Origin of the sequence: Bacillus sp. FSL K6-0268 (assembly GCF_038005425.1) — a bacterium.
In the GTDB taxonomy this organism is placed as follows: domain Bacteria; phylum Bacillota; class Bacilli; order Bacillales; family Bacillaceae_G; genus Bacillus_A; species Bacillus_A thuringiensis_S.
Window position 1 is genome coordinate 3,210,325 of record NZ_JBBOTF010000001.1, and the last position, 26,870, is coordinate 3,237,194.

The window sequence follows — 26,870 nt, forward strand, 5'->3', positions numbered from 1 at the left end:
ACATATAGTAGACGTAAATACAACGATAGGATTTGAGGGAAGGGTGAATAGTTTGGTTACAATTAGTTTATGCATGATTGTAAAGAATGAAGAAAAAGTATTAGAACGATGTTTACAGTCCATCGAAGGCATTCCAGATGAAATTATTATTGTAGATACTGGATCAACAGATTGTACAAAGGAAATTGCAAAAAAATGGACGCCCCATGTGTATGATTTTAAATGGATAGATGATTTTTCAGCTGCGCGTAATGAATCCTTTCGACATGCGACGAAAGACTACATTTTATGGCTAGATGCAGACGATGTTTTACTAGAACAGGATAAGACCGCATTACAAACGTTAAAACATTCTTTACAGCCCCAAATTGATGCCGTATCTATGAAATATCATGCTCACTTTGATACACAAGGGAACGTAATTAGTAGTGCCTTTCGTTTTCGTCTTCTGAAACGAGAGCGGCAGTATCGTTGGATAGGGGTTGTCCATGAACATATTCCAGTGACCGAACAAGATCAAACCTATCAAAGTAATATTGTTGTGACACATCAAAAAGAAAATCCGCAACGTTCCGTTCGAAATCTAACTATTTATGAAAAATATGTAGCGGGTGGCGGTACACTCACGTCACATGATTTATTTCATTATGGAAGAGAATTAATTTCCAATCATAGATATGAGGAAGCAGTGGATGTATTTCACAAATTTTTAGATTCTCCGGATATATCAGATGAGATGCGGCTCTTTATTTTTAATGAGCTTGCCTCCTGCTACTATTTCTTACAGAATATAGAACAAGAGCATCAAATCACACTCCAATCTTTATCCTATGATATGCCGCAACCTGTATTTTGTTGTCGACTGGGAGAGCATTTTTTACGTCAAGGGAAAGTGGAGGGCGCCATTTTTTGGTACAAACAGGCGACACAGCTACCCGTTTCGTATTCTTGGACCGTGGACAAAAAGCCGTTTTATACGTGGTTACCCCATAAGCAATTGGGGGTTTGCTATGAAATGAAGAAAGAAAATCGACAAGCACTGAAGTATTATCAAAAATCCTTAACATTCCTTCCAGACGATACCGAAGTACAACAAAAGATTCAGCATCTAAAAAAACAAATGAAAAAAAAGTAATTCGTTATCTTTCATTCACTTGGTCATACCTATTATTGCATACAGCGTATGCTAGGACATGAGATTTTTGATACGAGGAAAAATAATATCGTATTAGAATTTACAGAATATCCTGTTATAAATATTTAATTGTATATTTTTCACACCAGGAAACACCCCCACTACATTGGCGCAGTTACACGGTAAATTGTAGTGGGGGGTTCTCTATTTTATCCTTTGTACTCCATAGATAGTCGTATGCAAAGGATTACGAAAATCTTTCTTACTAACTTAATTACTTGGAAATGGAAATGACATAAGGTGTTGTGCCTACAGGAATATTTCCGATAATCGTATCTGTAACTATATCGATTATCGCAACTGAAGCAGCGGTCGCTCTGGCAATATACGCTCGATTTAAGTCCACATTTACAGCTATTCCACGAGGTTGAGACGTAACTGGGATTGTGCCAATTACGGTATGAGATTCCGTATTAATTACCGACACACTGTTACCACCAGTATTTGAGACATATAACTTGTTGTGCACAGGATCTAATCCCATGTTCGTTGGCTGTGATCCTACAATAATCGTAGTAATCGAAGTATTCGTTATCGTATCAATGACAGAAACATTATTGCTACTAACATTGGCAACATATAACAGATTGTGTTCAGAATCTATTAGAACACCTTCTGGGCTGGTACCCACAACAATCGTCCCAATAACAAGATGCGTATCAATATCAATGATAGTTACAGTATTAGAATTATGAGCTGATACGTATAAATGATTCGTAATTGGATTTAGATCCATTCCAGCAGGAAATGGGCCCACAGGGATGGTCGCAATTACAATGTTAGTTGCCCCATCAATAACGGAAACAGTAGCATTGCCGTTATTAGAAACGTAAATTTGATTCTTAATTTGATCATCTATGACATATACTGGACCACTAATACCAGCAGTGATAGTAGTAATGACGACATTGAAAGATCCACTTATAACAGAAACAGCGTTACCAGTTCCATTTGCAACATAAATACGATCCGTAGTAGCATCCGCTGCTACACCACGTGGTAAACTTCCTGTTGAAATAGTGGCAACAACCGCATTCAAGTCGCTATTAATAACGGAAACATTATTAGTTCCTTGATTAGATACATACATATTTCCAGGTTGTGAAAGGGGCGGCGTACCTGGTCCCGTCGGTCCGCGGGCACCTGTCGCTCCTGTTGCACCAGTTGCACCGGCTGGTCCTGTTGCTCCTGTCGCTCCATTGTCACCTTCCACCCCTTGAATCCCTTGAGGTCCCTGCGGCCCTTGTAATCCTTGGATCCCTTGCGGTCCTTGGTCCCCCTCTGGTCCTTCCATTCCCTGCGGCCCGGCTGGACCTTGCAACCCTTGCGGTCCAGGAATGCCCTGTGCTCCAGGCGTACCTGGGGGTCCCGTCGGTCCCGTTACACCCGTGCTTGGTCCTGTTGCTCCTGTCGCTCCCTGAGGCCCTGCTGGTCCCGTCGGTCCTGTTGCTCCCGCACCACTACTAGGAACAGCTGCTGTTCTTGTCACTAAAGTAGATAAAATATTGAGGATTTGGTTGCGTGTGGCAACATCCATAATAAATTCTGCCATTAAAAATGATAAAGTAGTATACAGAGATTGTAACATGGTAGCAATTTGACCAACTTCTGCTGAAGTAGCTGAGGCTAAACGATTGTTAACAGCTAAGAGAAGATATAAACTATTTCGTGTAGCGTTCCTCTCAGTTGCAGTAGGAAATTCGTTGAGTAAAAAGTCATACAGATTCATTAAACTATTTTGTAAAGCTATACGATTTACTAAATTTGGGTTATTAAAATACGTATTAATAGCAATTTGTAATTGTTGGATTAAGGCTAAAAGTTGTGCTTGTTGCACTGGAGTAATAGGAACCGTAGGTACTAGCTGTGGGGTGATGAGATTATTAAATACATTTTCGTTCTTACTCATATAAATGATCCTCCTTGTTGTAACGTACCATACATCTGATAGGAAACTCGTAAGTTATTCATCATACACGTCCTCCTTTTTTAAGTGCGTGCACACACCGCAGCCACAACTTATGCCCGCCCAGTGCTTCCTCGAGCCACGCTAGGCGCTGGCGGTCAGGTGTGAAATAATAAATCTGCGGAACGGGCGTTCCTCGTTTTTCCGCCTGTTTGACCAGCCCCTCATAGCGACGCATGTTGCCAAGCGTTGTATACAAATTCTCCCCCGTATCGATTTCCACGACATGTAGACGCTGCCGATTATACCAATAGGCTGCCGGCACAAGCGCTTCCCGTTTACCAGCAGGTAATAATTCCTCGTGCCACCGCCACTCCGGATACCCGCACCATTCCCAAATGTCATTGCGGTAGAGGACATCGTAGATGTCATGTAAATCACTGAGCATCGTGACATGAGGTGTGCCAAGTAACGCCCCGCCTTTGCTATTGATTCCAAAAATATGACGAGACGGTTCGACAATACTGTGAAGATACGGACGCAGGTGCTCCAGCTTACGCAGAATACTGCGCCTACTATACGATCCCAAATAAGCAACGAGTTGTCCTGTCGTCGTCCATCCAAACTGCTGAATAACCCCCAACAATTCCAAATCTGTCACCATTTGTTTCACAATCACCTTTTTCGTCATGATCCAACCTCCTTTTTTACAAAATAGAAACAAACGAACAAAAAAGAATCCAGTACACACAAGGATTTCTACGAAAAAGTTCCCAATAGGGTGTACCCTAATGAATAAACTGTAAAACGTTAAGAATAGGGATATATTAGAATTATATAGAATATATTGGATATCTCTCTTGTTCGTTGCTCACACAACGCGTGATAAAAAGAAATACCTATCTTGTTCCAAGAAAAGTAAAACCTCTCTATCTCGTTGCTTACTGTATTCTATACAACCCCCAAGCACTTCGTGCTAGTTTTTTTGATTATTTCACCAAAAAAATGTGGTAATATCCAGAGAATATAAGAAAAATCCCCGAATATATGGTGAATTAAGCCAATCGCTCTATTCCCCAGTCAATGGAAAAGGGACTACTTTATATTTACAAACAAAAATATTATGTATAATAAACATTATGATTATGTATCTCCCGTTTCGTTTTACGAGATGCACACGAATATACCGATACAAACCATTTTTTATGCTTCTCATTGAGGTACACCCTATTGGGAACTTTACACCTCATATCAGCAGAAATACATGATACATATACCCAGAAAACGCATGATAGATTCCTACTTTCCTAGCTTTCAAACCATACAAACTCCCCTTCTGCTACTCTCCCATTTTTCAGTTCCTTCACCCACCAAAACAGACACACCCTGCCCCTTCCCCCCGTACATAGCCACTCCCCCTCTCACGCATTCCTCTACATCGGCCAATGCTTGCCCCACCTACGTTTTCCTCCCGACCTATTTCTTGTCATACAATAAAAATTGCCGCATGTTCTCTCCACTGCGCCATGGTTTTCACATCATTTCCTACAAAAGGAATCTCTTCTTTTCCGTTCCATCTACCCATCCTAGTTTCCTATCTTGCAAGATTTCCTAACAGTGATAACGGCCACTGTGGAAATTTTTTATGTAATAACACATGTTGCTTCTACCTTACATATCTTAGAGCACTCCCAGTTTATGATATGCCTTACAAAAAAAGCAAGCCAGACCACTATCCTGGCTTGTTTCTTCCCGTTTTATCTTTATGGTGATGAGAGCCCAGATATAAGTAAGCATGTACACTTATTCTTATTTGTAAGGAAGTGTCATATCTGCAATTTGGTCACATATAAGAAAAGTGATTCAGCATCGCTTCACATAGATGGTTCTATCACAAAACAGCGTACTCCAGTCAAGAATGCTCTTTTTTTATTTTTATCGTTCATATTCATTTCTACTGTTACATATAATACTATTGGTAAACCAACAATGGGAGATAATATATCTTTATAATGTCAAAAAAGAGCGTTCCTCACACTCGCCAGAGGAATGCTCTGCTTTTGCTTACCTCACATACACGTAGGCTTCACTTGCTGTTACATAGTATGTTTTTCCTTTGCTATTGTGTACTTTATATTGTGGTGAACTATTTACATTTACTTTCGCCTCAATTGTAAATCCTAACCCCTCATCCACAGTTCCCGCAACATCTCTATCTAACCAGGAAGGCTTTGAATAGAATCGTAAGTCATTCACTTTAGAAACTACACGTTTACCTTCCACAGATGACGATTCTTCTTTATAGCGAATGTATGAGGAATCGTTATAAATCCACTGATTTCCTCCAAGATTCAACCAGTTGCCTACTTTACCGCAGACTTTATATGCTTCACCTTTTTGTAATTTACGAATAACACTATTTATTGTGGATGGACCAGAACGAAGGTTTATATTGTATCCATCAATATACGCTACTCCCACTTCATTCATAACACCAGGTACTTCACTTGGTTGCTTTGGTTTCGCTTCAACTGAAATAGAATTTCCATTATATGCTTTTAATACATCAGTACGAAACTTTGATTCTGATACACCATGACTGAGAAGATAATCAATCGGATCTTCGTGATCTGTGCCACCAAGCTTATACGTAATGTCTTTATGCGTCCACAATCCAATGGATGGATCAATGTTTCTATCACGTAAAATCTTAGCGAGTAGCTTCACATATCTCTCATAGGATTTTTTAAATTTAATAGAGTCACTCGTTTCAGAGAGCTCTACATGAACAAATCGTTTATTGGCTGCTAAGCCCGCTCCCCATGCTTGATATTTTGTGGAAGCAATTTGAACTGTTTCATCCCAGTCTGTTACATAATGTACAAATGCCGAACGCCATGTTCTTGCTTCATAGTTTCGAATATTAATAGCAGGCGCTTCAGGAGTTGCTGTAGAATGTGCTATTACACCTTCATATGCTCCATATCCATTGCGATATTCGACTTTAGGTAACCCAGGAATAATCATTTCTCGATCAGCAAAGACACTACCTATTGAAGTAAATGCAATGATAGCTGCAGTAGAAATTGAGGCTAATAATTTAATAGATTTTTTCATTTGTCGTCACCATTCCCCATAATTTTTTGTTTAATATCTGATACATCCTTTGAAAGTGAACCAAATGCTTTTGCCTGTTCTTCGATGACTGCTTGGTTTTTTTCGATTACTTTTTGATACTGTTCTTCACGCTGTTCATTCTTTTTTTGCGTAGTAAAAAGCATCCACACAAATAACGCTGCGAATGCTCCTTGTTGAATCATTGAATTGAAGATTTGTTCCTCCACTGTTCTCATCCCCTTGAGCAAAATAAATAAGCCTGCTTATGCACGCTTAACTTGTACGATTTAAATTAAAAAGTTCATTGCAATATGAACCGTACTCCCGCTCGGAACACCATTCACGAAAATCCCCCCATCAGGTTTTATTGTCACTTCACACGCTGCGGGTGTATATCCATATGCCAGCGCTGGAAAAGCAATGTGTTGTACCGGTCTAAATCCAACTGGTAATGTAGCGAATACTGCCTCATTTTGAGGATTTCGAACTGAACCAATTACACTCATGTTTTCACCACTTCTCTTGTATTTCATATCTCTGTTAGCAACATTTTCCACCCCAGTTGTAGCAAGCTTAATCCATCCTGTATCATTTTCAGCGGTTGCTATCTTTTTACCTTTCAAGGTTGCTGATCCATCAGGTCGAACTATTAACCCACTTTGAGAATCCCAGGGAGTAGCACCGAATCCCATGTACAGATATTCTTCACCGTTGTTAGCCCCTTTGAAACGTCCCATTCCGCCACGATTAACGCTTCCGTCTGTGTCTTTATCCGCGTAGTGTAACCCACGAGCAGAAGGACCTGTCGCTGAATCAGGTTGAGTCATCAACATTTGACCCAGAGCATGGAACTTTAAAAGCCCTGTTATAATATCTCCTGTTTTCTTTAAGAGGTTCGTGTTAGATATAACTGTGAAAGTATCCGTGTCACTGAAGTAATCCCAAATAAACTTATTTGACGTGATATCTGAGAGTACTAGCTTATTCTGTCCCGCTTGACCTCTAAGAACATAATTATTATTAGTACTTCCACTTGATTTAAACTGAACTGATTTACCTGGGTCCATCCCTAGGTCACCTGTCATGGTGTCTCCGCTTTTCTTAACAACATCCATAGCATTTAATTTCTTCTGCAGCTCGTCTAACGTTTTCTTAATAATCTCAAACTCAGAAATATAGTTTTCGATTTTAATATTTCCTTCTTTTACATCACGTCTTAATGTAATACGAATGTCTGGTGTACTCATTCGCTCTGTACTTTTTTCCATCACAAAATAAGCTGTCCAATCATCTGATGTGGAAACAGCTTGAGATGTAAGGGTGTAGGAAAACACTCCATTCTTTGCATCTACGATTTGCGCATCATCACGAATACATCCTCCTGTATGATTGGTCGCTTCATATTTCACCGCATAACCTGTTAAATCGATAGGTTGCCCCTTTTCTCTTACATATACCGTAAGCTTCAACCCGTTTTTATCATTTTGCCTGGAACGAATTGTTTTTGTAAACACATGATCTGCTAAATCTATCACGATTTCCTCATTTCTCATGACTACACCTCTTTCTATCTTGTCCTTTTCACATGTCTAGGTGGCCTTCTCTGCCGTTTTTGCTTATTCCGGTGTCTTACATTTCCTTTTCGTGATATCGGCTCACTTTCTTCTAATCTCGCATCTGTTTTTGTCACGTATTCTTGAAACCCTCTGGTAAGTTGTGAAAGTATTCCATATAAACCAACTCCATTTTCCTCCGATTCTTTCGGAATAACGAAACCATAATGAGTAGGAATTGCCTCAGTAGTGATAGTTGGCTCTCCTTCCCCACGGTTCATACGCAATTCATAGAGCTTCGGAATGTCCGTTTTCAGATTATATTGTTTAATATCCCAGGCCATTACCTTTTCTAATATACTACTTGTAATCGGCCTAATGTTTGTTTTAAACATTACTTTGGAAGCCACTTTAAAATCAGAAGCAATGACACCCTGATAATAGGTCCCAAGAGCGGTTTTCACTTGGATATACCCATCTTCGTAACTCGAATTTCGTATCATCGCACTTGGGAGCATAATGTCTGTATCTCCTCCGGATGAAGTCCCAATACTTGCAATCCAATTATCATTCCGATAAAAGCGAAACTGATCTTTGACTTTAAACCTCATTTCACTTTGAGCATTTAGAACAATCATTTTATCAGCGTCAAGCATTGCATTCCCTGTTTGCGAAAAGTATAAAGAAGCTGCATTCAAGTATCCATTGCCCTCGAGTCCTTTTGTAATTCCGATTCCACCAGACTTAACGCTCGTATCTGAGAATTGGTACACCATAATAGCGCCATTCGCTCCAGTAGAATCGGAATTCCCACCTAAAATAAGAGTGGGTTGTATTTCATTTCTACTATTTTTGTAGTACCCGACAAACACCCTTGTTTTAGAAGACTCATACAGGCGGATAAATTGCTTTGAAATATTGACATAGTTGACACTATCTGAAGTTCGTAATGTTGCCCCTGTTATTTCTCCGCCTTGTACAAGATTCCCACTTAACGTACCCGCCGTAATAAAATCAGCAACAATTCTACCATCACTTGTAATGGCAGTTCCATATGGTCCATTCACACCTGTGGAAGAATACCCTAATCCATTCAAGTTCCACTGCCAAACTTTTTTCGCACTCTTTTCATCTTTCGTATCCATAATTAAAATACAATCTGGATAAATACGGACATGTCCTCCGAATCCTGAGTTAATAAGACTTGTAGCATTTGCTTTTGCTGCATCCAAAATAGAGCTTGGCATATTGGATAACTCTTCTTGCACCATGTCTACTTTACTAGAAATGTCCGTAAATGCCTCTTTACAATTCCCAATCGTTATGTCCAGATACTCTTTTTTGATGGGATCATACTTATACGCAATTACCTTCGCCTTGATCGAAATCCCATCTTCTTCATGGATTACTGTAACGGTATCTGCCATATACACACGTTGTAAATGCTTATAATCCTTATACTCTTCCGTTTGTGATAACTCCTGAAACGTAATGGTATACGTTGCTTTAGGTTGGTCGATTTTTTGAATCGTAAACATATCTTTAGCTGCTTGACGTAATAATCTATATGCTTCTTCTAACGGAACTGCATCTTCATCATCAGCATTTTCACCAATAGCCGCTTTAATATGTTTAAATTCAACCACTTTAATTTTAGGATGAGGATACTTATTTATAAGTGGGCTATCCACATATTTTTCAGGAAGAAATAACCCATCAAAACCTTGTGGCATAATTCTAGTTGTAGGACTTTTCCAATCCACATTCCCTTCATATCCTACTAAATCTTTCTTATGGCGAATCACTACTCCACGATCCATACCGCGATTTAGTAGCATCTTCACATCAAAATTATCTCGTTTTAATTCGCCGCCCCAACGATTCACAAATGAATTGTCTTGACTAGAATCCAATAATGCTTCTACAGGATTTTTACGGACAATACGTGCACTTGCAATAGTAGGGACATCAGAATAAAAAGTAAAAGGATGCTTGTATTGGCATCCTGCTACTATACGATTCATCGCCCCATTCCCATTTGTTGTTTCCGCAAAAATGTCTTCAATCAGATTTTCTGTTAGGTCATAAAAAATGTGATAACATTGCGCTGTAATCTCTCCCATACTGACTTTCGGCGTTACGACGCGAAATAATTGATCTCCATCAGGCGTTGGAACTTTAATAATACTCATTCCCTCTATTTCCAGACCATGCGGCGCAAACAATGGATAACGAAATGAAAATACAAATAAACCATTGAGTTCTTCCTCAACAGTTGCATGATAAATATCTTTATCCAAAGCCCCAATGCCGTTGTGTGTAAAATCCGTCTCATTTGGCTGATACAACACAATCATATATATCTCCACCTTGGCTTGATTGACATGAATTGAATGGCACCTGACCACTCTATTTTATTTTCTCCTATTTTCAATATCGGAAAGTCTCCTATCATTTTGTCGTTCATTGCGATTGTATCGGTATATGCTTCCAGTACTTCTGAATCTATGACAACCGAACCATTCACATCTTTTATTTGAAAAGAGACGTCATTGATCGTTATCCGGAACGTACCATTTCCCACAATCCATAGCTTAGGCTCAGATTCCATTGTACCTGGATTATACATAACACCTGGTTTGGTGAGCTTTAGGTTTACCTCTTCTGTATATACAAAGGGATCTAGCGTGAAATCCACCTCAAATTCACCGTGTTCTTCGATTTCATTTACAACATCGCCTATTGCAACATGTTTAATTTTCCGATATACATCGTCATCTGTAAAAAAGAGTGTTTTTCCCTGTAATAACCAGGGTTTTACACGTCGTAGAAAGAGCTTTATATTCTCCTTTTCCAACATATTGAATTTCACCTTAAGAGGGATATTTTCATATGCACCTTTCTTCGTAAGGGAACCGTGTCGTCCTGGTATTTCTATGTGTTCTACCTTTTGTTTTGCCGTTGGGATTACTGGACGACCTACTAAACCTAATCCGTAGCTACTTGCTAATTCATGATCGATTCCTATATCCAACAATTAAGTCATCCTCCCGATTCCTATTTTTGCATGACGTCCTTTTTGAGCCAGTGCATCATCTATTTTTCCAACCATGCGGTCGATATCACGATTTTCTCTTACGGAAGGATTATAAATATTGACGATAGTTGGTTCCGTAGACATCGTTGCTGCAATCCCTTCCCCAATCGCACCTAGTGTCTTTTTATTCAACGGTAAAACTGCTTCTCGCCCCGCTTCTCCTGCACCTTGCAACTGACCATTACTCATACCGAAAATGGTAGGTCTAGTAAAGATACCTCCTTTTGCACGCCATTGGACATCGATACCAGATGGGAAAGTAATGTCTTTACCCAAAATATTTTTCGTACTAGTCTGCAGACTGAAGTGTGGCATTTTAGGCATTTCCGGTTTCGGAATCTTTAATTTCAAATCATTGAAAAACCCTTTGATTTTATCAATGAATCCCTTCACTTTTTCCACCGCATCTTTAATTGGATCAATAATAAAACGTTTAGCTGCTTCGAATTTTTCCATCGCTGCATTTTTTACAGCGTCAAATTTCTCTTTTGCACTGGTATACATTTCACCAAATTTTTCTTTGACTGAATGATAGACATCTGTAACTGGTTGAATAACATATTGTTTGACTACATTCCACGCTGAAAGTGTGTAGGATTTTAATGTTTCCCAGTTTGAATTCACCCATGATACTAAATCCCCAATCTTTCCTTTCGTCCAATCCCACAATTCTTGAACCGGTTGAATCACATACTGTTTTACCAAATTCCATGCTGTGAGTGTATAAGATTTCGCTGTTTCCCATTGTGAGTTTAACCAAGAAACAAGCTCACCGAGCTTTTCTTTACACCAGTTATACGCCTCAGTAATCGGATCAATCATGTACTTACTTATGGCTGCCCAGGCAATTTGTGTACCTGCCTGTATCAGCAACCATCCCGCTTCTAGTATCGTAGAAACTGCCGAAATAATAGGATCTAAGACGGTCAGTATCGTATTCCAAGTATCTTGCCAGGCTTGTGTCAATGCTCCCCACAAGCTTGATGCAGTTGTGACAAGATTCGACCACCAAGACGATGCTGTTTCGACAATTCCAGACCATAAATCACTAAAAAACTGACCTATGGGGTCAAAGAAACTATGCAGCATTTCCACAAAAGAAGACCAGGCTTCTGAGAAATACTCAACTGTAGAAGACCAACCATCACTACAGACTTGAACTATACTAGACCACAATCCACCAAACCAGGATGAAAATTGTGACCACTTTTCAGAAAGCCAGTCAGTTATGGCACCCCAGTTTTTTATTAACATGATAATACCAGTTATCACCAAGGAAACTGCTGCAATGGTAGCTATCACAGGTAAAAACGCCAGATTCAACGCACCAAATGAAACAGCGAGAGCTGCTACAATTGGAGTTAGAATAATAAACGCTGTACTTAATGCACCCATCACGATTAAAAGTGTTTGATCAGCTTCAGACAACTTACTGAACCAGTCCATTACAGATTTAACTCCATCAACAATTGGAGGTAAAATATCTTTCGCTAATTCTGCAAATTTCTTTCCAAGTGGCTCTAACGCAGCCTGTGTTTCTCTTACTGCTTTTTGGAATTGCTGCCCCAAAGATTCTTCCTGAAGTTTCTTCATTTCATCCATACGGCCAGTTACATCACCAAGACCACCATGAACATCATTTAATCCTAATACCGCTGCCGCGCCCATGTCTTCCCATTTCACGCCAAATAAGGCAACACCAATCTGGTTTGCCTTTACTTTGTCATCCATCTTTTGCAGGTCACCTAATACAGCGTTGAACACATCCGCTGCGGTTCCCTTTCCCTCATTGAATGACTTCCATACGTTTTGTGTCTCTTTTGATAAACCACCGAACCCCTCAGAAACACCTTTCGACCCATCCTGTACACGAATACCGAATTCTTTCACAAGATCATTAATATAATCCAGATTATACGAACCATTTTTTGTCCCATTCGCAAGAATGGTAAACATTTCTTGCGCGCTAAAACCACTTTGTTTGAATAAAGGCGCGTATTCAGAGAGGTTATCAAATAACTCGTCTGAATAATTAAGACCTTCTTGAGCACCGGCAGCCAGTAAGTCAAAGGTTTCCTGTGTTGATAAACCAAACTGACTCATCAACTGCCCTGCACCACGAGTCGCTTCGTTTAAATCAACATCGTAAACTTTAGCTAATGTCAAAACGTTTTCCGATGCACCTTGTAATTCTTCATGTGGAACATCGCGCATATTTTGATAGACCTTTATCAGTGCATTGTCTACCTCTTCCAGATTTTCACCAAAACCTTTTTTCCAAGTATCAACAGCAATCTTTTGAAGGTTTTCGGCACCTTTCCCAGTTAATCCTAATGAAGCTTGAATTTTCCTCTGTGATCCATCAAACTCTATTGCTGTATTTACAATTGACCTTCCCATTTCAATTAACTTTTCAGATATTCCTTGTAGAACTTCAGTGGCTTCCATTACATTGTTCCTATCAAGTTTCTTATTGATTTCAGCCATACCATCAGCAGCTTGTGAACCACTTCGCCCGACACTCTGTAAAGAGTTTTCGAATTGCTTTACTGTCGTTTTGGCTTGGTTTAATTTAGTCTCAAGTTGCTGCACTTCAGTAGAGTTCTCACCATACACACGCTTTGCTGCACCTAATTGTTGTTCTAAGTTGTGGACGACCCTATCAGTCATTTCCATTTGCTGACGTAGTTGTTTCTGCGCTAATTCTAACTTATCCGCTTCACTAGCATTTTGACCTAATTCAGCATTTTGAAGTTTGAATGAACTTGTCAAACGCTTCTGTTCAGCTTCAAGCTTCTTAGAATCCTCTTGTAAATTCAATAAAGTTCCACGTGCTTCCCTCGCTTCAATTGCTTGTTCGGAAAGACCTTCATTCACTCTTTTCATTGCATGATCAAGAGAAGTTTCAGCACGTTCTGCATCAAGCAACTTCCCGTACATTTTATTGAGTTGTTCGGCGGTTGTACTTGTGTCTTTAGACATAGCTTGATATTCAGCACGTAACATAGCTGTACGTTTCTTGGCTGCTTCCATTTGAATTTCAAGCTTCTTCTTTTCAGCAAGAAGTTTATCCGTCATCGTTGCATCTTGGCCCATTGCTGCAATATGATTTTTATATTCTTTCGCTGCATTATTCATAACCATATTGATTTGTTTCAATGTATTTGCATACTGAACTTGACCATCCATTTTAAAATTGAGAACAACGTTTCTTTCTTTACTATTCCCTGGCACTTTCTCATCTCATTTCTTATAGAAATGGTGTTTGATCTAACGTGTAGATTTGTTTTGGTTTCTGCTCATGTAATGCATCCGGATTGTTATATCTGAGGTGCATGATGAATTGTTTCAGAAAATGGGCAGGTGTGATTTTCCAGAAGTCATCCATACTTAAACCCAGCAACGTATTACCGACATAAAAATAAAAATCCCAGTCGAGTTCCGACTGAGATTCATCCTTTTTCGTCAGTATGTTTTTTACTTTTTTTCTTGCTTCAGCTTCTCCATATCAGAATACTGGAACGTTTGGCCACTGAAAATTTCGTAGACAACGATGAAGATGTCAGGTAAATCATTCATAGGAATGGCACCTTTCAATTCATCTAATGTACATTCCGTACCGCCGCTACGTACCATCGCATAAATTAATGCACGCATCAATTTCGCTTCATTTTCTCCCAAACTAAATTGACCTTTTGCTAACATATCATTCATTTCTTTTTCAAATTCATGATAGGGCGTGCCGTATGCTTCTTCCACATAAGGGAAAGATTCAAAAGTAAAAACAACAGGGATTGAAACACCCTGTATCTGAATGCTATTTCTAGTTATATTTACATTTACTAAATCACTTAAACGCGCCATAATGCCCCTCCTTATTTACCTGTTTCAGTCGTTCCACCTAGACCAGCCAGTTGCGATTCATCACAAATCACTTGTTTTAAGAAATCCTCCACTTTGATTCCTTTTGCTTCTGGATGACCTGTATCCAATTCAGCCTGCGTAACATCATTGTACAGTAGCGGATCAGCTGTAATCGTATAGGCAATATCATCCACTGTCATTTCTTCATTTTGTGTTTTCCAAGATTCTTCTACTGGTGCGACTGTACATTTTGGATACCAACGAACAAGCTTGGTTCCATCATTCAGAGGAAATACAACACCTACTGCAAATTTCGGATATGCTTTCGGCTTTGCGGTTTCAAAAGAGACACCTTTTTTACGCACTTTGGCGAAGAGTTTATCCTTTACTTCACGGTTTAAACCAGCAAGATTAAAAGCTAATCCAAACGCTGTATTTTTGACAATGTTAATAATTTTTTTGTTAGATGCCCACTTTGTAAAATTAGTAGATGTCGTCGAAATTGTTAAATCTGTAATGTTGGTTTGCTGATAAATGGTATCCTCGTACGTTGGCATCGTCTGAGACGTTTCCGTCCCCTTCATCAAGCACAGATATAAATCTTCAATCCCTACCGTATATTGAATGTCCTTATTTTCAATTGGCATGTCTATCACCCTCACATTCTATTTACTATTTTTTGCAGCATCTTATCAGCAATCCGATCACCTTCGGCATCAAAGGTATTCTGAACAAAGTGTAATCCCTTCACACGACCCTTACCATTTGCTTTTTTATGGCCATGTTCAACTAAATACCAATACCAAGCTTCATCTTTAAATTCCACAGATACACGATCATCTTTCACAACAATCTTTAGGCTATCTCTTAAATGTGTCCGTTTGTTTTTATTGGATGCTTTGATTTTCGGTTTTAATTTACTAGCAAAATACTTCGCTGCTTCGTCTAATACATCTAGTTCCACCTTTTTATTCACTCGTAATAGCGTATTCATATCTTCTAAAGCTTCAGCAAAACCATTGTTATTTGAAGCCATTACTGAATGCACCTCACATACGTTATAAACTGTGTGATAGTGTCGTCGTTCTCATCATAACCCATTCCATCAAATTGAGAATACGACACGCCTGCTTCGTTAAAAACAGCCTTTAATGGCTCATAATCTTTTTCAGTTCCGTTTGTAATAACTGCAATTTGATAAAGTGGCATATCCTTTAGGACCCTATTAGAAGCTCTCTTATGCTGCTCATTCACAAATTCATACACAATATAAGGATAGTTTGCTGTTGTAGGGGCTTCATCACGATATACTGGAATGCCCGTTTGTTTCATAAGCGTTCGTAATTGCTCAAAATTAATTTGCATAGGACAATGACACCTCCATCAATCGGTCTTCTTCACGTACATAAATGCGCTCAATATTATAGATACGGCCGCCAACTTTTACACGGTAATCCTTTTGATTATTTTCCATATCCCTATCGATACGAACCTCTATTTTCTTTATGATTTCATTCGTATCTGTCGTTGTAAATTTATCCGTAGCCGTAACGCCAATATTGTTATAACGAATGTTCCGTTCGAACGGATATCCCATCACAACACGGTCTGTTTCCGGGTCAATGGTTTCTCCTAATTTCAGTAGCTCACCCATCCATTTGAGTTTATTCGTCTTCCTCTTCAGCATCATACACCTCCTGGACAAAGAATGGTGTTAAAGCATCTAAAGCCTGTTCTAATTCTTTTTCCGCCACACGATATTCATAAAAAATACCTGCGCACATAATGACCAGGTATTCAGCTTCTTTTCCACATGCTTTTTTTACATATCGCTGACCTTGTTTTATATAAAAAGAGAGCATAGAATCATCCATGCCCTCTTCCCAATGAATATGTGATTTTAACTTAGCAATTAGATTATTCATAGTTCCTCCCCATACTAACTATTGATGGTAATACTATTTGACTTATCATCTGTTCCAATCCATATTCCACCTGTTACTTTTCCAGTGCCATCAACAGTCAAAGAAATAGATTTCACTCCAGTGCCATTTGTTCCATTTTTTCCGTCAGCACCTTCCGCACCAGCAACTCCTGTCTCTCCCTTGTCTCCTTTATCCCCTTTAGGACCTTGCGCTCCTGCTACATCAATCAAATCAGTAAAATCTTGTTGCTTCGGTGTATACCCAGTTACAAACACTGCTTTTAATGCTTCTTTTGTGTTTACCATTCTTTTCGCTCTCCTATTCAATGATTAAATTCTTACCGATTACCGCTTCGCCAATTGGAAGCGGCTGATTAGGGTGTCGCTACTCCACTCAACACATATTTATAAACGGGAACTTCAAATGGCGAATGAATAAGTTGTGCATCTAATAAGTTCCAAATACGAAAACCAACACGGTTTGTACGTGCGAATAACTCCACTAACTTTTGTACTTCTAATGAACCAATCACATCTTGAATATAAAACTTAGAGAAGTCACCAAAATAGAAAACTGGTGTATCTGGCACACGAGGAACATCAATCGCATCTTCTTCTTCCACAGGGAAGCCCAATAACGTGTAACCAATTCCGCCTTCTGCCTGATTGAATGGACGAAGTAATGGGAAACCATCATCTGTTTTCATGGTTTCAATTTTTGTTAGTGCTGCAGTATTCAATACCCACCGACCTTTTTTACGCACTTCTTTCACTGGTGTATTTTTCATTTTTACCAATGCATTGTATAAATCTTTCTCATCCGTTTGAAATACAGCTGCTTTCTTTGCTAATGCCCCATCATTTACATTGTCTTTCTCATCACCATGTACCATGTATTGAATTTCTTTCCGAACGTAAGCTTTCTTCAATTCGTCCATCACAATTTGTTCAATTGGTAACCCTGTACGTGCTAATAACTTTTTCGTTACCGTAGCAAGCGCATCAAATTCTATTGGAGATAGTTCGATTTCATCGAATTCAATATCCGTTTCTGGTATTTCATTCGTTGTTCGCTCAGTTTTATGACCTTGTACCTCTGCCTTTTTCACTAAAACAGGGTATTTAATATTTTCTTTTGTTTTTACACCTGTCCCTAATCGGCGTAAGAAATTTTCTTCTTGTGCATACGTAAGTATTTCTTTACTTAAGAAATCTGGAATCGTAACAGAACCGTTTCCAGTAACTAAACCTAAAGCCCGAGCTTCCGTTTCATCAATGTTCCCCACAATATAGTTCGCAAAAGCGGAACGAGTTTCCTTTTCTTTGTTGATTGTAGATGTATGACCTTTCGTAGAAAGAGCCGCTGCGATAGATGCTGAAATAACAGAACGTTGTTCTTCTGACAGTTCCGTTTTTGCATCCGGATTTTCTTTGGCTTCTGCATCTCCTTTTTTCTCTAGATCATCATCTTTCTTTTTGTCTGGATCCTCTTCCTTTTCTTCCTCTTCTAGTGCTGCTAATTCTTCTGAAATCGTTCGTACCTCTAATGTTAATTGCTCTACTTCTGCTTTTACAGCTGTTAATTCTTCTGAACGCACCTCATTTTTTTCAACTTTACTTTGTAATTCTGCTAATCTAGATTTTGTTCTTGTTAAAGATGCATTTAAAATTTCTTTTACCTTCATCCTATATTCCCTCCAAAACAGTTTTTATTTGTTGAATCAAATGATTTCTTTCTTCCCTTTCTTCGTCCACAACTGTTTGTACCGCTGTTTCTTCCCTTCTCATTTCAATCATAGCTGTCTGTTCGCCTCTAGTTTCAATCGAAGTGGCAACATAGGCTGGTGTCATATCCAAAATAGATACTTCTAACAGCTCTAGTTCTTCAATCGAACGCTTTTGCACTCCAGATTCACCTTCTTCCCATGAATCTTTTTCAGAAACAAAACCAAATGACCAACCACGTAATTCTTTATTCCTTGCTTTCTCAATTATTTGTTCATCTGTAACTGTAGCAATAGCTCGTAACCCAATATTGTCTTCATACAATTCCAGATTTCCGTCTTGGGTTGAACCAAGCTTTTTGTTTTTATCGTGGTTAAACAGCAAGTCTACATTTTTTGCTTTCTGTAACGCTTTTTCAAACGCTTTTGGGACAATTCTTTCTTTGAAATACCCCCTTGGAGAAGGCAATAGGCGACTTTCTCTATCCACAACATTTACATAACCATCTAGTATGACTTGGTTACCTCTGACTTCGATTTTCATTCTTTTCACCTCCCCTCAACAGACCATCCGCCGCCTCTTTCTTACCGATTTCAGTTATATCATTTGAAATATATATTGCTTGCGTTTCAGGTCTACTTTGTTTCGGGAATCCAAGCATACCGGCAACGTTATCAGGTGAAGTAATAGCCGTACGTACCAGGTTGTAACCGATGTTTGTCTTGTTGCTATACGTAACAAAATCTAAAATATTCATCTTAAATTTGATTCGTTTCCCCGAATTTTCCCCATAAAAAAGAAGACTCAAATGGTCTTCAAAATTTTTCATGATGGGTCTCACCGCTTTGTTGTGGATATACATCATTGCTTTCTCAATGTCTTCTTTGATTAGCTCTGTATATGTATCCACATTTATGCCTAGAAACTTACCCAAATCCTTTTTATATACATTTAAGTATGCTAGCGTCTTTTCGTCATCTAACGGACTTTTCAGTGTATCAATGCTATACCCTTTTCCAAGCGGAATCATTTTAACAGACCTTGATTCATCAATGGATTCCAGTTGATCTAAAATGGCATTGATTAACTTGGACTGCGCACCATTCTGCGGATTAATATGAGCATCCAACTGTAACAAGAATGCTAATAGTCCACCCTTTTTATATTTGTCCGTTAACGTTTTCTCAGCTGACATCACACCTTCTAGTGTATCTCTTCCTAAATCAAGAATTCCCTTCCCTCTCAAATGATCGGAGCCAATATTTTTCACATGTCGAATCATAAATGGTGGAATCTCTTGCCCACCAATGTGAAAATGCTCTATTAAATTGTCATCTAACTCTGTAAAAACATTAGAAGCTAGATGTATTTGATTTCCATTCAATATAGGGAACGTTTCTCCCTCGAGTAAATAGGTATTGGTCATTAACTTAATGAATTCAGATTGTGTGAGATAATCATTCGGGTTCTTTAAAATACGAAGTGCAACATCATCTTTTATTTCATTACCACATTCATCCTCCACAACAATATCAGCCAATACCATTTGATTACTGATATCTTGCAATAATTCGTACACATCACTAGATTGTAAAATATTAGAATCCGTTACATACACGCCACCATACCGAATACTTTTTCCTAACACATCGTCAAGATAGCCACGCTTTTCCGCTTGTTTCCATAAAAAATTTGAAAACCGATCTCGTAAACCCAATTTTCCACCTCCTACCTATAAATCTCACCAATTAATGCATCCATTCCTTCTTCACTCACATCGTCCAGCAACATCATTGTTTCTTTATGGGCAACTAAAAAGGCCACAAATCCATCAATCTTCTTTTTGGACTGCCGCTTACTTGGTGCTTTCATTCCGTTGATATTTGTCACAACCACCACATTCAGAGCGCAATAGACAAATAATGGATTGTCTGTAAATAAACGTTTTTCATACAGGAGTACCTCTGTATCATCCAGCATGGCGTTCATCACGTTTGGATACTGATTGACTGCAATGCACTCTAAGCCGAGATTTTCAAGCTTCTCGATTAATTTTTGAGACATCGCTGGATCATAATTGATTTGTTGTACATCGTACAACTCCATGCATGCAACGATATATGCCATCACTTGATCCTGGTCAATCATCTTTCCGTCACAAAACATGGCAAAACCACGTTCCACCATACTTGTATAAGGAACATTGTCTTCCTTTTCCCTAAAATCAACCTTGTCGTTTGGAAGAAAATACATCTGTTTTACTTTCAAAATGGATGTCCCTTCCTCATCGTGTGTAGGAAAATTCAAACTGACACATGTTAAATCTGTTGTTTTGGATAAATCCAAACCGATATAACAAGTTTCCCCGGTCAGATCACCCAAATCTTCCACAAGAACATGTTGTACTTGATCCTGTTCAAAATAATTATCAGCACCATTTACGAAAACATTTAAGTGTTTGGATAGAAATTCTGCTTTTGAGTGTGCGGATTGTTGTGCTTTTTTATACTCATTCTCGAGTTGTTCCATTGTAACGGAAACACCAATATTCGGGTTCACCATTTCCCACACTTTACGATCTTCCCAATCATACTTTTTATTTGGCTCCCAAATCGCAACAAATAAAGGATCATCATTATCTTTTTCTAGCGCTTCTTTTGCTAGTTTATAGACACGCATCCCAACACTCGATGAACCTTTACCCGCTGTTGAAATATTCAGCATCATGGGCTGTTCACGAGATACCTGGGCAGATTTTAAATTATCGTACATGTCCATATTTTCTTGTGCATGTAACTCATCGTTCAATACAAAATAGGGGTTCTTTCCCTCAAGACCCTTCGTGTTTTTAGTTAATACCTTAAATTTATTCTGATAAGCAATACCATTTTTATGATATCGGTACATGGCACCACTCACTGTACCATTGATTCCTTTATACACCTGTGTATGTCGTGCCAACGGTTCCGAGTTTTCTATTGCTTGCGCAATAGGTTCCGCTGCATTTTGTGCTTGTTCATAATCAGATGCTGCACAATAACAATCCGCTCCCAGTTCCAGTTCTCCATACATCGCATAGAGCAGTGCACCTGCGGCAATAATTGTTTTCCCATTCTTTTTTGGCACTTGCACATAGGCCTCTCGAACAACACGGACATCTTTCCCTTTTTCATTTTTACGATACCAACCATACATATTAGCAAAGACAAACATTTCCCACAATTCTAATTCCATCAATTGACCGGCCAGTGGTCCTTTCACATGGCGGATGAAAGATTGAACGAAATCTAACATTTCATTTGCTCGATCTACTTCAAACCAAATATCTTTTCTTTTTTTCCACTTCTTATATCGCTCTACCGCAAGAATGATCGATTTCGGGTATTTCTTTTTATGCTCCATGACGTGACTTGCATACTGATCCGCATAGTTCACGCCTAGTTTAATCATCATGTAGATTTCCGCCATTTGGCTCGATGAACTGCTAATTCATCTTTTGGTTCATGAGATAGGCTATTTTTTTCATTTTGGGACGCTTTTTGTAGACTTTTCCCCTTATTCGTCATTCCGAGAGCTTCTAGCATTTTATTCTTCTTATCATTCCAGGTTTCTACCTGCTGTGCGAGCGGATGCTTCATCACATTGATTGCGCCAGCCTTGTTCTGATGCGTTTTTGTAGGCGGAAACCCATCCTCTTTCCATTCTTCAAACATCGTTTTATAAATGATAAAAGCATCTACATAATTTTCAAGTAGTGGTTCTAAGAAAGGTGTAAAATTGTCCTCCTCAGTCAATAATTGTATGATTCTATTTCGCTCTTCATCCCTTGCCACATCTAACATTTCTAGCCTTTTCTTTTTCGACATATAAGCCATTTTCACACCCCCCTTACTTTTTTCAACATCGTGCAACCATTGATGTGCCCCCAAGCTACCTATCCTCCCCAAAGAGGAAATTTTAATTTTTGATAGGGGGGCTTCCAAAATAACTCGGAAATACTTTTTTCGGTTTATCTTCATTTTCTTCGATTGTATGACAAACTGGACAAAGTAATCTGAGGTTATTCTCTTCTAATTTAAGAGTTTGATCTTCTTTGATTGGTATTACGTGGTGAACATGAGCACTTCGACCAAAGACGAACCTTCCACATCGCTGACAGCAGCCATTGTCTCTTTCGTATACCTTTGACCTAACATACTTCCATGCATCAGTTCGATAGAATGGTTTGTTATCATGATGGTAGATGTTCTTCTTATCTTTCTTCTTCCTTGGTTTGTTACGCTTATGTTCCCCACAGTAACGTCCTTTACTTATCTTATTATGGCAGCCATTGAAGTCACAGTACTTCATGATAGCAATTCAATGATGTCTTCTTTCTTTTTAATATCAGAAGGAATCTCAATGCCTAGCTCATCAGCATACTCACGTAATTCTTTTACTGTCTTGTTACTTAAGATAAACTCGGTTCCTGATTCACCAATTACTAACTTATCTTTAGTCAAATACCCTCCTGTTGCAAATCCTTTATCTGCAATCATGCTCTCAGGATTAACCGTTACTTCAAATCCTGGTTCTTCACCAGTTGACACAAATAGACTCTTCTTCTTTTCGTTATCCCAATACTCTGTACCTGATATTGTTTTTCTAACTTCAGTAATCATTTACATTCACTCTCCTTATCGTTATTTTCTTTCTTCCAAGTCTCAAACTCTTCTTTAGCAAATGCTACACGTTTATTCTTATCTTTCTTTAATAACAAATAGGACGCTATATCGATTACGACAGCGCCTACAAAAATTGCTATGAGTTGGATCCCTTTATTTACCCTACCGTTATTTATTTCTGCTTTTCCATACCCCATTCTCTTTACGATACGTATCCTTACCATTCATAAATTCAGCCACATTACCTGGAATGCTATATTTCTTATTTTTTTTCTTAGCTTGTTTTCTCAACCTTTTCTCTTCTTGAACAGCTTGCAAATCCGCCTTCCATTGTTTTAACAGCTCTTTTTCACGTCGCATCGAATTTGTACCTCTTGAATGTAATAATTTTTCTATATTATATAATTTATAAATATTTCTATTTCTCCAAATAACATTGTAATAAATTCAGGATATAAATATGTCCACTTTGAAATACGTATTTATATGCTTAATCTACACTAGCAATTACGCTTTTCCTTCCTTAACCAACAAGACGCCAATAAGATTACGACATCTCCTACACATCATCATTATTTTTCTTCAACATTCACGCTATCAAATCCTTATCCATAAAAAAGAGCACAGTCCTCCTGAGCCTATAGGATTAAACCGTGCTTTAAGTAAAAACATGTACATACATTCATAAAACAAAATAACATCATCTAGTTTGGTGTTTCCGCACCTTTCAGCATACAGCTTCTTGTAGTTAATAAACTTTGCTATATTCTCAAAGAAAGGGAAAACCTTCCCCTTACTCGATTGGATTTGTTTACACAATACGATGAAATCAAGTGTCAACAGTATATAAGTTGCCCATCATTCCCTTGCTATATACCATTGATACTGTTTACTATAGCAAATTCATTTTAATTTGTTGTGACCACTCTGTGATAACAATTTATATACTCTGTGAACTTTCAAAATACTTCATCATGTTTGGCCTAATGACAATATTTACATGAATGTTTCTTTCTCCTCTTCACAAAACATTCCTAAAAGTAATCTTTTATGAGTTAACAACTTCCATCGTCGTTTGGATTCTGTCTCTGATATTATCTTTTTGAGCTTTGTCCCATTGATTTTTTTTAAAAAAACAACTATATACCAGTTACCTTTTCGGCAATTTCTTATGTTATTACTATAATCGATATTTTCAAGAGTGAACATTCATAAAACTGAGTGTCAGTAAAGTGCAAGTTCTTCAGCAAATTTTATTCTTTTTATGATTTCCGCATGTTTCTTATAGATATAACTAGAACTGTAATTCATGCTCTCTGCTATTTCTTCTAACGTTATTCCGTCCACATATTTCATTTTTAACATTTTATTTTCTAAACCTTTGAACCTATTTATCAATTTCAATACATCCTGCATTGCGTTCATCTTGTGCGCTAACTCATATTCAATTGCTTCTATACGTTCTTCTACCTTCGCACCTTCTGATCCAGCCGTTAAACGGACGTCTTGTAAATCACCATGAATCCAGCGTTTTAATTCTGCTTTTGTTTTATCTAGATTATATTCTAAATAGGCAATCTCCTCTTCTAACCTTTGATATTCTTTCAGCCAATTGAACAATGACGATACACCTACTCTCGTTCCTGTTATTTCTACCTCACCACATCTACACTTTTATAATTTTGTAATTCTATACACACATCGGTTTCATGTTTACTTTAGCCCTCTTTTTTTAAGGTGATGATACAAACTGTTCCGACTACACCCTAATTGCTGACAGATTGCTTGATAAGTAAGTCCTTTTTCACGAACATGACAGCTTGTTTACATCGTTCATCCCATCTTTTATGAGCATTTTCTTGTATTTGTTTTCTGCTTGTTGACTGCCATAATCCCATTTTTTTGAGTTGCTTCTGCAACGTGTTCACTTCACAGTTTACTTCTATAGCAATTACATACATCGGTAGTTCTCTTTGTAACATTTCTAAAATTTTCGGCATCAATTCTTCCCAATTTTTCCGTTTCGGATTTTCTCTGACTTGTCCTACACAAGGAGCTAATTTTTTTCCTAATCTATACAATTCTTCTCCAACCTTACAATTCTTCAAACAATACTTCGGAGACTGATTTGCCCGATATTCACACGTTGCGCAATGCTTGTCTTGCAAATCTAATATATACATTCTTATTTCTTTTGCATTCATGGTGTGGACTCCTCAAATTTCTCTATTTTTCATGATGACAAGGTAGGTTACAGATAAGCCCTTCAAAAACACACCTTGCATTCTCAAAACTCATTATACATACTTAACATCCATTTACAGATACTTTACCCTTCTAGATACCTATGGTATTCAGAAAGAATTCAACCCCCGATTTCCTAGGTTTCTGTCAGTCTTTTTTCTTCAAAACATACTTTTGTTTCACTTTATACTCGTATACATGATGTACCTAGCCTGCTATATGCTTTCATGTTTTCCTTCCTGCATAAAATTCTAATTTCTGCTCATACTATCCATAAGCTGGTGAATAGCTGAATCTATTGAAAACTGAGACCTGATTTAACGAAATTCCTCTTATCAACTGGGCAGTTAGCATTTGCTAGCTGCTTTGTTGTATATATTTTTATACTTTGGATATACTATTCATACGCCAATTTTTTGAATTTGCGATTCACCTAATTTCCTCTCAGGGCTCTCATATAAGAGTCCTCTTTTTTATCTCCTAAAAAGCCCCCAATTTAAAGTAATGTTTCGCTTGATAATAAAAATGATGATAAATCCAATTCCCACTGAATTTCTTATCCAAATACACGATTTCAAAACCGTATTTTGCTTTAAATGTATTTAGCCTTCCCAGTAACGCTAGTGGATTATATTTGGAATGATACTTCCCTTGCAACATCTTTCCATATCCATGTAGGTCCTCCACAATTAAGGTGAAGGGAATCTCTTTTGATCGAATTAATTCATTCTCAAATGCTGTTTGCGTATTTTTTTGTAAATTTCCTGTGATTTCATCCATATGGGCTTTCCGTTCTACTCGGCTATCTAAATAGATATCACGAAATATGCCCAGCTCTTCATTTTTCGGTATCATACAGCCGTAATCGCCAGTATCTAATTTTTGATTTTTTATCGATATTCCCTTTTGATGTAAATAATCTCGAATATGAGTATTATCTTTCTCTCTCGTATCCATCACGATGGTGAGTGTTTTAAGAATGTTATTTATTTCCGTATCGGTATAACGATAACTGATCATGCTCCTACTCCTTTCTTCGCATGTATAACTGCACGTTCATATATCTTTCTTGCCATTGCATTTGAGTTATCATTTTGAAATGGGCGATAGTCTTCATAGATGTCTGTCCATCCATTCTTCGCAAGAACAATCGTCCAGTCATAAAACAGTTGTAATGAATCCGTATCGGCCAGTAACCAGTCATTTAATTTTTGATTATGCTCCCATCCACAGAATTGATACAAGATTTTCAACATGGTGATTTCCTCCACACTCTCATTCTTCCAGGATTGAAACCATGTATGGATTTCCTGAAAATGTTGTTCTGCAGCTCGCATCACTTCCGTTGAAATTAAGTTTTGTCTCGTTATTCCCATTCGGTTATCATTTGGATCTAGATAGATATTTGCACCTGATTTCCAAATGTCTGATACAATTTTTAATACTTGCATGGTAGTAGTTTCACTCCCCATCTAGCTGTTTTTCCTTTCGATTTATGCCATGCTCCAATTCGATTTTTAGTAAATCTATAAGTAAATCCATTCCTACCAATAGGTTTCAATTTATAAATTCTGCAATATA

At 38.1% G+C, this 26,870-nt stretch carries 30 protein-coding genes; 1 reads left to right on the top strand and 29 read right to left on the bottom strand.

Going from position 1 to position 26,870, the window contains the following annotated elements; all coding sequences use genetic code 11:
* Positions 1 to 52: 52 nt before the first annotated feature.
* Positions 53 to 1,135: a glycosyltransferase gene (locus MHI28_RS16375; protein WP_340828082.1), complete on the top strand. Its 1,083-nt coding sequence runs from the start codon at positions 53 to 55 to the stop codon at positions 1,133 to 1,135.
* Between the two features lie 274 nt (positions 1,136 to 1,409).
* Here the strand turns inward: MHI28_RS16375 and MHI28_RS16380 are convergent, their stop codons facing one another.
* The 29 genes from MHI28_RS16380 to MHI28_RS16520 all read right to left on the bottom strand — a co-directional run bounded on the left by MHI28_RS16380 (position 1,410) and on the right by MHI28_RS16520 (position 26,740).
* Entirely contained in the window at positions 1,410 to 3,104 is a 1,695-nt protein-coding gene (locus tag MHI28_RS16380; RefSeq protein WP_340828083.1) for a collagen-like repeat preface domain-containing protein, read from the bottom strand.
* A gap of 61 nt (positions 3,105 to 3,165) precedes the next feature.
* Positions 3,166 to 3,792, bottom strand: coding sequence for a hypothetical protein (locus MHI28_RS16385; RefSeq protein WP_340828084.1), 627 nt, complete (start codon positions 3,790 to 3,792; stop codon positions 3,166 to 3,168).
* A gap of 1,373 nt (positions 3,793 to 5,165) precedes the next feature.
* The gene (locus tag MHI28_RS16390; protein WP_078187359.1) at positions 5,166 to 6,218 is read right to left on the bottom strand and encodes an N-acetylmuramoyl-L-alanine amidase; all 1,053 of its coding nucleotides are present in this window, start codon (positions 6,216 to 6,218) and stop codon (positions 5,166 to 5,168) included.
* On the bottom strand, positions 6,215 to 6,445 hold the full coding sequence (locus MHI28_RS16395; RefSeq protein ID WP_000392440.1) for a BhlA/UviB family holin-like peptide: 231 nt from the start codon (positions 6,443 to 6,445) through the stop codon (positions 6,215 to 6,217). The genes MHI28_RS16390 and MHI28_RS16395 overlap by 4 nt, the downstream gene beginning before the upstream one ends.
* Before the next feature lie 60 nt (positions 6,446 to 6,505).
* Positions 6,506 to 7,771 (bottom strand): BppU family phage baseplate upper protein, encoded by a 1,266-nt coding sequence (locus tag MHI28_RS16400; protein ID WP_340828085.1) that lies wholly within the window; start codon positions 7,769 to 7,771, stop codon positions 6,506 to 6,508.
* 14 nt (positions 7,772 to 7,785) lie between these two features.
* Positions 7,786 to 10,128 carry a phage tail spike protein gene (locus MHI28_RS16405; RefSeq protein ID WP_340828086.1) on the bottom strand — a complete coding sequence of 781 codons (2,343 nt, stop codon included), beginning with the start codon at positions 10,126 to 10,128 and terminating at the stop codon, positions 7,786 to 7,788.
* Positions 10,125 to 10,808, bottom strand: a complete 684-nt coding sequence (locus MHI28_RS16410) for a phage tail domain-containing protein (protein ID WP_277546752.1) — start codon at positions 10,806 to 10,808, stop codon at positions 10,125 to 10,127. Before MHI28_RS16410 ends, MHI28_RS16405 begins: the two co-directional genes overlap by 4 nt.
* On the bottom strand, positions 10,809 to 14,102 hold the full coding sequence (locus MHI28_RS16415; protein ID WP_340828087.1) for a phage tail tape measure protein: 3,294 nt from the start codon (positions 14,100 to 14,102) through the stop codon (positions 10,809 to 10,811).
* A gap of 243 nt (positions 14,103 to 14,345) precedes the next feature.
* Positions 14,346 to 14,732 (bottom strand): hypothetical protein, encoded by a 387-nt coding sequence (locus MHI28_RS16420; protein ID WP_340828088.1) that lies wholly within the window; start codon positions 14,730 to 14,732, stop codon positions 14,346 to 14,348.
* Positions 14,733 to 14,743: 11 nt separating this feature from the next.
* On the bottom strand, positions 14,744 to 15,379 hold the full coding sequence (locus MHI28_RS16425) for a phage tail protein (protein ID WP_340828089.1): 636 nt from the start codon (positions 15,377 to 15,379) through the stop codon (positions 14,744 to 14,746).
* 11 nt (positions 15,380 to 15,390) lie between these two features.
* On the bottom strand, positions 15,391 to 15,768 hold the full coding sequence (locus tag MHI28_RS16430) for an HK97-gp10 family putative phage morphogenesis protein (protein ID WP_340828090.1): 378 nt from the start codon (positions 15,766 to 15,768) through the stop codon (positions 15,391 to 15,393).
* The gene (locus tag MHI28_RS16435; protein WP_340828091.1) at positions 15,768 to 16,097 is read right to left on the bottom strand and encodes a hypothetical protein; all 330 of its coding nucleotides are present in this window, start codon (positions 16,095 to 16,097) and stop codon (positions 15,768 to 15,770) included. The genes MHI28_RS16430 and MHI28_RS16435 overlap by 1 nt, the downstream gene beginning before the upstream one ends.
* Positions 16,087 to 16,419, bottom strand: a complete 333-nt coding sequence (locus tag MHI28_RS16440; protein ID WP_340828092.1) for a hypothetical protein — start codon at positions 16,417 to 16,419, stop codon at positions 16,087 to 16,089. The genes MHI28_RS16435 and MHI28_RS16440 overlap by 11 nt, the downstream gene beginning before the upstream one ends.
* Positions 16,397 to 16,657, bottom strand: coding sequence for a head-tail connector protein (locus MHI28_RS16445; protein WP_340828093.1), 261 nt, complete (start codon positions 16,655 to 16,657; stop codon positions 16,397 to 16,399). Before MHI28_RS16445 ends, MHI28_RS16440 begins: the two co-directional genes overlap by 23 nt.
* Before the next feature lie 14 nt (positions 16,658 to 16,671).
* Positions 16,672 to 16,962: a collagen-like protein gene (locus MHI28_RS16450; RefSeq protein WP_340828094.1), complete on the bottom strand. Its 291-nt coding sequence runs from the start codon at positions 16,960 to 16,962 to the stop codon at positions 16,672 to 16,674.
* 68 nt (positions 16,963 to 17,030) lie between these two features.
* On the bottom strand, positions 17,031 to 18,341 hold the full coding sequence (locus tag MHI28_RS16455) for a phage major capsid protein (RefSeq protein ID WP_340828095.1): 1,311 nt from the start codon (positions 18,339 to 18,341) through the stop codon (positions 17,031 to 17,033).
* A gap of 1 nt (position 18,342) precedes the next feature.
* A complete protein-coding gene (locus MHI28_RS16460) occupies positions 18,343 to 18,924 on the bottom strand; it encodes an HK97 family phage prohead protease (protein ID WP_340828096.1) in 582 nt (193 codons plus the stop codon).
* Positions 18,902 to 20,098: a phage portal protein gene (locus MHI28_RS16465; RefSeq protein ID WP_340828097.1), complete on the bottom strand. Its 1,197-nt coding sequence runs from the start codon at positions 20,096 to 20,098 to the stop codon at positions 18,902 to 18,904. The genes MHI28_RS16460 and MHI28_RS16465 overlap by 23 nt, the downstream gene beginning before the upstream one ends.
* Positions 20,099 to 20,109: 11 nt before the next feature.
* The gene (locus tag MHI28_RS16470) at positions 20,110 to 21,834 is read right to left on the bottom strand and encodes a terminase large subunit (RefSeq protein ID WP_340828098.1); all 1,725 of its coding nucleotides are present in this window, start codon (positions 21,832 to 21,834) and stop codon (positions 20,110 to 20,112) included.
* On the bottom strand, positions 21,831 to 22,256 hold the full coding sequence (locus MHI28_RS16475) for a P27 family phage terminase small subunit (RefSeq protein WP_340828448.1): 426 nt from the start codon (positions 22,254 to 22,256) through the stop codon (positions 21,831 to 21,833). The genes MHI28_RS16470 and MHI28_RS16475 overlap by 4 nt, the downstream gene beginning before the upstream one ends.
* 82 nt (positions 22,257 to 22,338) lie before the next feature.
* Positions 22,339 to 22,731: an HNH endonuclease gene (locus tag MHI28_RS16480; protein WP_277548061.1), complete on the bottom strand. Its 393-nt coding sequence runs from the start codon at positions 22,729 to 22,731 to the stop codon at positions 22,339 to 22,341.
* Positions 22,728 to 23,042 (bottom strand): Rho termination factor N-terminal domain-containing protein, encoded by a 315-nt coding sequence (locus MHI28_RS16485; RefSeq protein ID WP_098939715.1) that lies wholly within the window; start codon positions 23,040 to 23,042, stop codon positions 22,728 to 22,730. Before MHI28_RS16485 ends, MHI28_RS16480 begins: the two co-directional genes overlap by 4 nt.
* Positions 23,039 to 23,242 carry a hypothetical protein gene (locus MHI28_RS16490; RefSeq protein WP_006929840.1) on the bottom strand — a complete coding sequence of 68 codons (204 nt, stop codon included), beginning with the start codon at positions 23,240 to 23,242 and terminating at the stop codon, positions 23,039 to 23,041. The genes MHI28_RS16485 and MHI28_RS16490 overlap by 4 nt, the downstream gene beginning before the upstream one ends.
* Positions 23,214 to 23,405: a hypothetical protein gene (locus tag MHI28_RS16495; protein ID WP_006929842.1), complete on the bottom strand. Its 192-nt coding sequence runs from the start codon at positions 23,403 to 23,405 to the stop codon at positions 23,214 to 23,216. The genes MHI28_RS16490 and MHI28_RS16495 overlap by 29 nt, the downstream gene beginning before the upstream one ends.
* Positions 23,406 to 24,269: 864 nt before the next feature.
* Complete coding sequence (locus MHI28_RS16500) at positions 24,270 to 24,665, bottom strand: hypothetical protein (protein ID WP_277548067.1); 396 nt, start codon at positions 24,663 to 24,665, stop codon at positions 24,270 to 24,272.
* Positions 24,666 to 24,758: 93 nt separating this feature from the next.
* On the bottom strand, positions 24,759 to 24,827 hold the full coding sequence (locus MHI28_RS16505; RefSeq protein ID WP_254849831.1) for a hypothetical protein: 69 nt from the start codon (positions 24,825 to 24,827) through the stop codon (positions 24,759 to 24,761).
* Positions 24,812 to 25,249 (bottom strand): zinc-finger domain-containing protein, encoded by a 438-nt coding sequence (locus MHI28_RS16510; RefSeq protein WP_340828005.1) that lies wholly within the window; start codon positions 25,247 to 25,249, stop codon positions 24,812 to 24,814. The genes MHI28_RS16505 and MHI28_RS16510 overlap by 16 nt, the downstream gene beginning before the upstream one ends.
* A 520-nt stretch (positions 25,250 to 25,769) precedes the next feature.
* Positions 25,770 to 26,309 (bottom strand): ERCC4 domain-containing protein, encoded by a 540-nt coding sequence (locus MHI28_RS16515; RefSeq protein WP_197263263.1) that lies wholly within the window; start codon positions 26,307 to 26,309, stop codon positions 25,770 to 25,772.
* Entirely contained in the window at positions 26,306 to 26,740 is a 435-nt protein-coding gene (locus MHI28_RS16520) for a hypothetical protein (protein ID WP_277548070.1), read from the bottom strand. The genes MHI28_RS16515 and MHI28_RS16520 overlap by 4 nt, the downstream gene beginning before the upstream one ends.
* Between the last annotated feature and the right edge of the window lie 130 nt (positions 26,741 to 26,870).

Bases quoted from the DNA above. Each gene is read 5' to 3' on its own strand.
- MHI28_RS16475 (WP_340828448.1), bottom strand. From the start codon at position 22,256: ATGGCTTATATGTCGAAAAAGAAAAGGCTAGAAATGTTAGATGTGGCA.
- MHI28_RS16435 (WP_340828091.1), bottom strand. From the start codon at position 16,097: ATGCAAATTAATTTTGAGCAATTACGAACGCTTATGAAACAAACGGGC.
- MHI28_RS16440 (WP_340828092.1), bottom strand. From the start codon at position 16,419: ATGCTGAAGAGGAAGACGAATAAACTCAAATGGATGGGTGAGCTACTG.
- MHI28_RS16445 (WP_340828093.1), bottom strand. From the start codon at position 16,657: ATGAATAATCTAATTGCTAAGTTAAAATCACATATTCATTGGGAAGAG.
- MHI28_RS16485 (WP_098939715.1), bottom strand. From the start codon at position 23,042: ATGATTACTGAAGTTAGAAAAACAATATCAGGTACAGAGTATTGGGAT.
- MHI28_RS16380 (WP_340828083.1), bottom strand. From the start codon at position 3,104: ATGAGTAAGAACGAAAATGTATTTAATAATCTCATCACCCCACAGCTA.
- MHI28_RS16470 (WP_340828098.1), bottom strand. From the start codon at position 21,834: ATGATGATTAAACTAGGCGTGAACTATGCGGATCAGTATGCAAGTCAC.
- MHI28_RS16480 (WP_277548061.1), bottom strand. From the start codon at position 22,731: ATGAAGTACTGTGACTTCAATGGCTGCCATAATAAGATAAGTAAAGGA.
- MHI28_RS16515 (WP_197263263.1), bottom strand. From the start codon at position 26,309: ATGATCAGTTATCGTTATACCGATACGGAAATAAATAACATTCTTAAA.
- MHI28_RS16520 (WP_277548070.1), bottom strand. From the start codon at position 26,740: ATGCAAGTATTAAAAATTGTATCAGACATTTGGAAATCAGGTGCAAAT.
- MHI28_RS16460 (WP_340828096.1), bottom strand. From the start codon at position 18,924: ATGAAAATCGAAGTCAGAGGTAACCAAGTCATACTAGATGGTTATGTA.
- MHI28_RS16430 (WP_340828090.1), bottom strand. From the start codon at position 15,768: ATGGCTTCAAATAACAATGGTTTTGCTGAAGCTTTAGAAGATATGAAT.
- MHI28_RS16385 (WP_340828084.1), bottom strand. From the start codon at position 3,792: ATGACGAAAAAGGTGATTGTGAAACAAATGGTGACAGATTTGGAATTG.
- MHI28_RS16495 (WP_006929842.1), bottom strand. From the start codon at position 23,405: ATGCGACGTGAAAAAGAGCTGTTAAAACAATGGAAGGCGGATTTGCAA.
- MHI28_RS16390 (WP_078187359.1), bottom strand. From the start codon at position 6,218: ATGAAAAAATCTATTAAATTATTAGCCTCAATTTCTACTGCAGCTATC.
- MHI28_RS16405 (WP_340828086.1), bottom strand. From the start codon at position 10,128: ATGATTGTGTTGTATCAGCCAAATGAGACGGATTTTACACACAACGGC.
- MHI28_RS16455 (WP_340828095.1), bottom strand. From the start codon at position 18,341: ATGAAGGTAAAAGAAATTTTAAATGCATCTTTAACAAGAACAAAATCT.
- MHI28_RS16425 (WP_340828089.1), bottom strand. From the start codon at position 15,379: ATGCCAATTGAAAATAAGGACATTCAATATACGGTAGGGATTGAAGAT.
- MHI28_RS16510 (WP_340828005.1), bottom strand. From the start codon at position 25,249: ATGAATGCAAAAGAAATAAGAATGTATATATTAGATTTGCAAGACAAG.
- MHI28_RS16490 (WP_006929840.1), bottom strand. From the start codon at position 23,242: ATGGGGTATGGAAAAGCAGAAATAAATAACGGTAGGGTAAATAAAGGG.
- MHI28_RS16400 (WP_340828085.1), bottom strand. From the start codon at position 7,771: ATGAGAAATGAGGAAATCGTGATAGATTTAGCAGATCATGTGTTTACA.
- MHI28_RS16420 (WP_340828088.1), bottom strand. From the start codon at position 14,732: ATGGCGCGTTTAAGTGATTTAGTAAATGTAAATATAACTAGAAATAGC.
- MHI28_RS16450 (WP_340828094.1), bottom strand. From the start codon at position 16,962: ATGGTAAACACAAAAGAAGCATTAAAAGCAGTGTTTGTAACTGGGTAT.